The sequence below is a fragment of the Bartonella sp. CL100XZDX genome (assembly GCF_042195375.1).
Taxonomy (GTDB): domain Bacteria; phylum Pseudomonadota; class Alphaproteobacteria; order Rhizobiales; family Rhizobiaceae; genus Bartonella.
The window spans coordinates 103,602-112,475 of record NZ_JBHIOH010000049.1 but is presented as its reverse complement, the minus strand read 5'-3'; the positions used below and the strand labels follow the sequence as shown (position 1 = coordinate 112,475).

Annotated in this window: 3 protein-coding genes and 2 pseudogenes; all 5 read left to right on the top strand. The window is 36.9% G+C overall.

Annotated features, from left to right (window positions below; all coding sequences use genetic code 11):
* Nucleotides 1–501 (top strand): hypothetical protein (locus ACFILU_RS05785; protein WP_375675127.1); only part of this gene is annotated, 501 nt, incomplete at its 5' end.
* 1 nt (nucleotide 502) lies between these two features.
* The gene (locus ACFILU_RS05780; RefSeq protein WP_074380593.1) at nucleotides 503–1,006 is read left to right on the top strand and encodes a DUF6622 family protein; all 504 of its coding nucleotides are present in this window, start codon (nucleotides 503–505) and stop codon (nucleotides 1,004–1,006) included.
* 303 nt (nucleotides 1,007–1,309) lie between these two features.
* The gene (locus ACFILU_RS05775) at nucleotides 1,310–1,447 is read left to right on the top strand and encodes a hypothetical protein (protein ID WP_375675126.1); all 138 of its coding nucleotides are present in this window, start codon (nucleotides 1,310–1,312) and stop codon (nucleotides 1,445–1,447) included.
* Between the two features lie 514 nt (nucleotides 1,448–1,961).
* Nucleotides 1,962–2,477 (top strand): annotated as a pseudogene (locus tag ACFILU_RS05770) (DUF3987 domain-containing protein); the annotation flags it as partial.
* A 409-nt stretch (nucleotides 2,478–2,886) separates the two neighbouring features.
* A pseudogene (locus ACFILU_RS05765) lies at nucleotides 2,887–7,852 on the top strand (DEAD/DEAH box helicase).
* Nucleotides 7,853–8,874 lie beyond the last annotated feature (1,022 nt).

Sequence of the window (8,874 nt, the reverse complement as noted above, 5' to 3'; positions counted from 1 at the left end):
GGAAACGTTTTAACTCTGGTCGAACGCTCTCTCATCTTAACTGTGATTTTATTGTTCATTATTGCTGTGAATATTAAAATTATCCGACAGGGAGAACCCGTGATGATTACGAACATTCTGACATTTATTGTCCTGTTTGTTAATTATTTCGCTGGATGGTCTACACTTTTGCTGAACTACCCCACAGTTTTTTGCTATCTGTCACTTGCTCTGGTTTCATTGATGAGCTTGCTGGTAAAGAAACCCTTTACCATTTTTTATGCCAGAGCTAGTGTTTCTGAAGAAAAACGCAAACATATCCTATTTTATCTCATCAATAAATATATTACATGGATTTGGGTAATCATCTTTTTTGCCAATGGTCTTCTAGTGGCTTTTTTTACATGGCCCCCCCAGATTTGGTTAATCACTATGGGTTTAATTTGTACTGGTATTCTTTTTTCTAAATATCTTCCTAACATCATGCAATATTTTTATCGCATCAAACATCATGGAGCATAATATGTCGTTGTTTAACATTCTGACTGGAACCCCTTTATGGGCTTGGATTTTGCTTATTTTTCTCATTGCGAGGGGAATAATCGCATTGAAAGATAGGGAAACGAAGGTTTACCGCCTTTTTCTCTTGCCGTTAGTCTTTCTTTTTTTGGGCGCAAGCGATGTGATTAACCAGCTGGCTTTCCCACGCTGGGGAGCAATCGCAATGTTGGCAGGGCTGATGATCGGCTTTGGCGTTGGCTGGTTGCTCTGGCGTGCTACTGCGCGTTTAAAAATCAAAGAGGGAACGGATTTCATTATTCTGCCTGGTACGCCGTTGACGCTGACATTTATTCTTATCGCTTTTGTCATCAAATTCACATTGATTGTTTTTCTCAAGGTTGTACCTGATTTGAAATATGCATTTGATTTTAACCTTCTTTTTGGTCTTTTAAGTGGGTTTACTGGTGGTGTGTTGTGGGGCGGCACATTAAATTTATATATAGCATTTCGAAAGAATCCAAATTAATCCCTATACCATTAGCTGTGGGTGCTTCCCATTAGAACTATCTCAATAGAAGCTTATTCCTAACAACAACGCTGCATACAAATGCAGCGTTGCCTCGTAGTTTCAGATTTTTTTATCCCAGCGCGTGAAGAGGTGAGGAAAGTGATATATCTGACTATGCCCCCTTGGGGGAAGAGCGAGCCTAAAGGTTTAGAATGCTATGAGTTTGAGCTAGCTGGACTTTGAGCAGATGGTTTATCGCTCATGGGAAATCATTTTGTTTTACGATTCAAAAAGAGGATAGTGGTGGTCTCATTGGCGTAGGTGGGCAAGAAAACTGTTAGCTTGGCAATGCGTCAACAATTTGTAGAACTATGTTGTGGAACTCATACGCAAAGCGGTTGCTATGATGGCATGATGCTTTTGTCAAGCATTATGATATGGGGAGGAACCGGTGTTTAAGGGTGCAACTGCGGTCACTATACGATCCAGTAGCATTACGTTTTTACGTTTGAGTATTTAGGAGCAGTAGACTCTGTACAGGCTATGCGTGCAATATGTGAAGCACGCTTGTGGGAATCAGTGTGCCATTATTGCGTTGTGCATGCAACCCTCTAGCTAGTACTTCATTGGTAAGGTTGTTTTTTGAAGCTGATTAATTATCTCTGTGTTTTTTAAGAGAACGTTAGCACTGATGTATCGCGTGCCGTACCAAGAAATCTTCCAAAAAAAAATTATTAAAAATACTAAAAATATATGTGCAAGATGAACAAATGCTTGCTGAGGATATTGTATCAACGACTGTAGCTGCTTAAGGGCACATAATCTTGGGGGGCATAATGTTGTACAAAAAATCATGAAGTCCAAAAAACTCGTAAAGGTGCATTGCACTTCTCCTTTGAGAATTTGGCATCTCCTCTTAGCTTAATACGTTCTCATTATGATATAAACCCTTAGTTCTCCTGAACACCCGCTTGTCATGCGTTTTTCTGCTGATGCTCAAGAGATCTTTCGTGAATGGATGCAAAAGATTTTTAAAGAAGCCAAAGAGAATAACCTTTCTGAAAGCTTACAAGCGCATCTTTTGAAAATGCCTAAGACCATAGTAAGTCTTGCATTGATTTTTGAATTAACCGAAGGGGGGCGTTTTGAAATCAATAAAGATGCCCTTCAAACAGCCTTGCGATGGGAAAAATATTTGTTAAGTTATGTCAAAAGGCTTTATGCGGCGGCGGATAACTTAGCAACAGAGGGGGCAAAATTGATTGTCGAGCGCTGTGATCATTTATCTGATGTTTTTACTTTACGCGATATTCATCAAAGAAGTTGGATCGGTTTAACAGATAATAGAGCCATTAAGCAAGCTTTAGAGCTTTTATGTCGTTGTAATTATATTCGTGAAATCTCTAGAGACAATAGCTCCCAAGGTGGTCGACCTACCATACGCTATGAATGGCATCCTTTAGCAAAAAGTTATAAGACACCACACTAAGACAATCTAGAAATCTTATAAACATTAAACAATATAACAGTGAACCTTCAAAGCACTCCCCATCATTAGTTTTGGGGGGGTTGGGGGTTTTAGGAACCTACAAAACCTCTCTATAAAATGTCTCATAAAACCTATCAAAATACTCATTATGATATTTTAAAGCACATGCTTCATTTGTCTTGATTAACACGTCAAATAAACAGCAAATTTCACTTATTTTGCTGATCTGACCCGGTATCATGGGCTGTGGATAAACCGCATTTAAAAAACTTTTTGAAAAAAATTATCCGCTTTTTAGCATTTTTTCCAGTTTTCTCACTATTCATTCAAAATGGATTTAATAGGCTTCGTTTTGATTCTTTTGAAGAGAATTAATCAATAGAATATATTGTCATGGAGTTTATTCTTTATGCTTCGCCCTCATCATTCTGATCATGAACATGTCTCTTTACGCTCTCTCTTAGAATATTATCGTCAACGAGCTAAATCACCCCGTGAATTAGGAACCATGTTTGAAAACCTTGTCATGGCTTATTTGACAAACGACCCGCTTCAAAAGCAAGAATACGAAAAGGTTCAAACTTATTTGGAATGGGCTAAGGAGCGTAATGAAGATGGAACTGATATTGGCATTGATCTGGTGGCTACAATCCGTGATGAAGGAGGCTATGCGGCTATTCAATGTAAATGCTATGATGCTTCTCACATCATTAAAAAAGAAGATATTGATAGTTTTATAGCAGCTTCTGGCAAAAAGATCTTCACGCGTCGTATTCTGGTTGATAGCACCGAAACAGATTGGAGTGATAATGTCGAACTGACTTGTGAAGGGCAAGAGGTTTGTATTCAACGCATAAACCTTTTTGATTTAGAGAACAGTCAAATCGATTGGGGGGCGTATAAAGAAAAAGGTGAAGCGACCCTTAAAGAGCAACCGAAAAAAAAGCTTTTAGATCATCAAAAAGAAGCCCTTGAGAAAGTCTGTGAAGGTTTACAAGAAGCAGACCGTGGCAAGCTGATTATGGCATGTGGAACGGGCAAGACGTTCACAAGCCTTAAGATAGCAGAGACCATAGCAGGAAAAGGCAAGCGTGTTTTGTTTCTGGTGCCTTCCCTTGCTTTGATGTCACAAACAATCCGTGAATGGACAGAAGATACAGAAGTACCCTTGCGCTCCTTTGCCGTGTGTTCGGATACACAAGTAGGAAAACGTCGTAAGAATAATAAAAATGATGCTCTTGAATTTGATAGCTCTGATCTTGCCTTGCCTGCTACCACGGATGCAAAAGAACTGGCTAGTAAAGCGGGTAAGGTTTCACATGATCTGATGACTGTAGTGTTTTCAACTTATCATTCAATCCAAGTGATTTCGGATGCACAAAAAGACCATGGTTTACCCGAATTTGATTTGATCATCTGTGATGAAGCGCATAGAACCACTGGGGCTTCATTGGGAACTGAAGACAATGAATCTGAATTTATCAAGGTTCATGATAACGGCATCATTCGAGGTAAAAAACGTCTCTATATGACAGCAACGCCCAAGATCTTTACCGATGATGCCAAAAAGAAAGCCGATGAGATCAATGCCGTTCTAGCTTCTATGGATAATGAAGAGCTCTATGGAAAAGAGCTTTATACCTATACTTTCTCAAAAGCCGTTCAGAATGAACTTTTAGCACCTTATAAGATTATTATCTTGGGTGTTAATGAAGAGGAAGTAAGTCAATCCATTCAACATCTGATGACCGATGAGAATTATGAACTTATTCTTGATGATAAAACCAAGATCATAGGCTGTTATCAAGCCCTTGCCAAAATAGATCTAAAGGTTGATTTAAGTGATGACCCTAACCCTATGCGGCGGGCTTTAGCATTTTGTAAAGATATCAAGACGTCTAAACGCATTCGTAAAACCTTCAATTCTGAAGAAATACAGGAAGAATTATTTAATCTTCATCAACTCTATAAAGATACTCCGCCTCTTCAGTGTACCTTTGATCATATTGATGGAACACAAAGTGCCAAAATGCGCAATAAAGCCCTTGATTGGCTTAAGGAAGATGCGGGGGAAAATAGTTGCCGTGTGCTCACCAATGTAAGATGTCTGTCTGAAGGGGTGGATGTACCCGCTCTTGATGCCATCATGTTTTTACACCCGCGTAAAAGTCATGTGGATGTGATACAGGCGGTGGGGCGTATCATGCGCCGTGCAAAGGGCAAGAAAAGAGGCTACATCATTTTACCCGTTGGGATCCCTGCTGGGGTTTCTGCTGAACATGCTTTACGCTACAATAAGAGATACAAGGTGGTCTGGCAAGTCATCAATGCTTTGCTTGCTCATGACGAGAATTTTGAAATCACCCTTAACCAGATGATTTTGGGGCAAGATGTTAGTGATTCTTTGGAGATTGTCGCCTTAAAGAGCATGACCGCGGTTGAGGATAAACTTCATATCCATGAAAAATCAGAACATATGGGACTTGAGATTGGAAAAGCCGCTCATGAACCACAAATTATTCATAGCGTAACAGGAAGATTACCTTTTTATAAAGAGTTTCCCAATGCTCTGAAAACCCTTATTGCAAAGAAATTTGCTATTGCGGATTATTGGGAAAATTGGGCAGGCAATGTTGCTGAGATTGCTCAAAATCATATCACGCATCTTCAAAACCTGCTTGCTGATGAAAACAGTGAAGCCTTTCATGCTTTTGATGCATTTCATAAGGAATTAAAGAACAACTTAAACAGTGAAATCAAACAAGAGGAAGCCATTGAGATGTTGGCGCAACATCTTGTCACGCGTCCTGTGTTTGAAGCCTTGTTTGAAGGCAATGAATTTGTACAAAACAATGCCATTTCACAAGCAATGGAAAGGATCTTAACAGAACTGGATAAAACCAATATCGAGGAAGAATCCAAGGAATTACAAGAATTTTATAACAGTGTAAGGCTTCGTGCTTCTGGGATTACCTCACCACAAGCAAGGCAAAATCTTATTATTACGCTTTATGAAAGCTTTTTTGCCAAGGCATTTAAGAAAACCACGGATAGGCTTGGGATTGTTTATACGCCCGTTGAGGTCGTGGATTTTATCATTCACTCTGTTGATGATGTCTTGCATAATGAATTTGGAAAAAGCTTGGGATCACGTGGCGTCTCTATTCTTGACCCTTTCACTGGAACGGGTACCTTTATCACGCGGCTTTTACAATCCAATCTCATCAAACCAGAGGATATGGAATATAAGTTCCGTCATGATATCCATGCCAATGAGATTGTTTTACTGGCTTATTACATAGCAGCCATTAATATTGAATCGACTTATCATAGTTTGATGAAAGGGAATTATATCCCATTCAAGCATATTGGTTTGGCTGATACGTTTCGGATGCTTGAAGAGAAAAATCTGCTACAAAAATTATTTAAAGAAAACAGTGAATATTTAGAACACCAGAAAAACCTCAATATTGAAGTTATCTTTGGTAATCCTCCTTATTCGGTAGGACAAAAAAGCGCTAATGATAATGCAAAGAACACTCCCTATCCCATATTAGATGATCGTATCCGTGAAACTTATGCTGCTCAATCTAAAGCAAGCCTTATGCGAAATCTTTATGACAGTTATATTCGTGCCATTCGCTGGGCTAGTGACCGTATTGCTGATGCTGGGGTAATCGGCTTTGTTTCTGGCTCTGGTTATGTAGAAAAGTCGACAATGGACAGTTTACGAAAATCTTTAGCAAAAGAGTTTACAGGTATTTATGTACTTAATTTACGGGGTGATATACGTAAAAACATGTTAAGCAATGGAGCTGCTCAAGAAGGAGAAAATGTTTTTGGCAATGGTAGTATGACCGGTATCGCTATAACGCTCTTTATCAAAAATCCTAGTGTGTCTGAAGAGTGTAAAATTTACTATCATGATATTGGTAATAATCTCACAAGAGAAAAAAAGCTTGAGAAGCTTCAATACTTTGGTAGTATTGATGGCATTACACGTAAACAAAAATGGCAAACAATCACGCCGGATGAACATGGTGATTGGATAAATCAACGCGATAATAGTTTCGCAACATTCTTAGCTATAGGTGATAAGAAAGGACATGATAAAAAACTGTTTGAAACTTTTTCTCTTGGAGTTTCAACCAATCGTGATGCGTGGGCGTATAATTCGAGCCGTAAAGTTTTAGAAAAAAATATGACTAGTACGATTGCTTTCTATAATAGTGAAGTAGAACGTTTTAATAATGCTTATGGACATGTTGATCGTAGGATACGTAAAAATGCTGTAGACAATTTTGTTAACGTTGATGCTAAAAAAATCAGTTGGAGTAGTAGTCTAAAAGAAGAGTTTGTAAGAGGAAAAATTTCCGAATTTGAAAATAATTGTTTAGTTCAAAGTATTTACCGTCCTTTTACAAAGCAGTGGCTTTATTACAATAGCGTCTTTAATGAAGCGGTTTCTCAAATGCCTCGGATATTCTCGATGGAGCAAATAGTCGAAAATCAAGTAATACAAATTACAGGTGTAGGAGCAAGAAGTGGTTTTTCTGTTTTGATGAGTAAGGATTTACCTAACCTTCACGCAATAGATACAGGTCAATGCTTTCCAAGATATCTTTATGATGATACTACGATTTCAAAAAGCAAAAGTGAGAAACAATCCCATTTGTTTACGAATTCTACAGAGAAAAACACAACAGCTGATTTACAGAGGCGTGATGCTATTACTGATGAAGGGGCTAGAACATTTTAAAGCCGCTTATCCTAATGAAACCATAACAAAAGATGATCTATTCTATTATGTTTATGGTCTACTTCATTCGGAAGATTATCGTGCTCGTTATGCTGATAACCTCTCTAAAGAATTGCCTCGTATCCCTTGTGTAAAAACTGCTGAAGATTTTTGGAAGTTTGTAACAGCAGGACGTGAACTAGGTCATTTGCACGTGAATTATGAAGATGTAGAGCCTTATCCCGTGATCTTTAAAAAGGGTAATCCAAAACAGACAGAAATCTCTAATCTCGAAAAATTCTATTATGTGACTGAAATGAAATTCGCAAAAGCAGGTAAAGAGAAAGATAAATCGATTGTTTTTTATAACAGCAATATCACAATAACAGATATTCCTCTTGAAGCTTATGAGTATATCGTTAATGGTAAAGCCGCTCTTGAATGGGTTATGGGGCGTCAATGCGTTAAGACTGATAAAAAGAGTGGCATTGTTAATGATGCCAATTGCTATGCTGTTGAAACCATTGGCAACCCTGCTTATCCATTAGAGTTGTTTCAAAGGGTTATCACTGTAAGTTTAGAAACAATGAAAATTGTTAAGAACTTACCAAAATTAGAAATTAGAGAAACTGAATAGATTTGGCATACTCACATAATGGGTATGATAAACTCATAAGGGGTATAGAGCTTATAACCATAATCTATACCTCTCTTTATATAAAATTTTAAAATGACAGCTTATCATGCGCTATTCTAAAAAGAGAAGTAGATTTTTTACATTGCCTTTAAAAGATTAACGCGCAATTTAAGATGATAGCATTATAGCTGTTATAAGAGGTATTTTAATCACTCATTTTATGAAATGAAAAAAATTATAAGATAGAAACCTTCAAAATCCTCAAAACTGATAACGATAATAATCTTGATAGCACCTTTCATAATTACACACTCTCTTTTGAAAGGCATTAAAGAGCCATATGCCCTCTCATAAGACATGGTTTAAACACTCACTAAAATCATAAAAGAATTGTCTGTTAAATTTACTGGCAAAACTAACAAAAACATACAAAACTCATGTCACTGATTTACTCACATGGCTTTTATACGTGATGTTTCAAAATTTTGAAAAAACCAACCTATTGTAATATAATGTTTTTATTTTTTATCTCAATTTTTTTTAAAATGAGGGGGTAAAATAACAGAGATAAAAGCCCATAAAAAGGTATTTTGATAATGCTATAAGAATTCGATAGGTATCTTTAGATCTTTTTATAACAGATAAAAACCGCATTATCTTATTATCCTTTGTTTTATAAAAATGATGCGGTGGCTCTAGAGAATGAATCAAAACAACAGATTCAAATAAAAGGGTTGGTTTATAAGGATGCGATCTCTATTAAGGATGTATAAATTAGAAACTTCTCATAAATGATAACAAAATTCACAAAAAATATTCACAAGGCATTCAATAAAAATAGTCATGCTTTTTAAAGTTAAAAATAGAAAAACAATGCAATTGCGTAATATAGAGTCAAATAGAGGCAATAAAAGAGAAAATATTGATAGAGATATGACGCATATTTATACATAATGAATTTAAAAATAATCATAAAAAATACAAAAAAATAACAAAATATAATTGACAATAAATACGTATTT

Bases quoted from the DNA above. Each gene is read 5' to 3' on its own strand.
- ACFILU_RS05780 (WP_074380593.1), top strand. From the start codon at position 503: ATGTCGTTGTTTAACATTCTGACTGGAACCCCTTTATGGGCTTGGATT.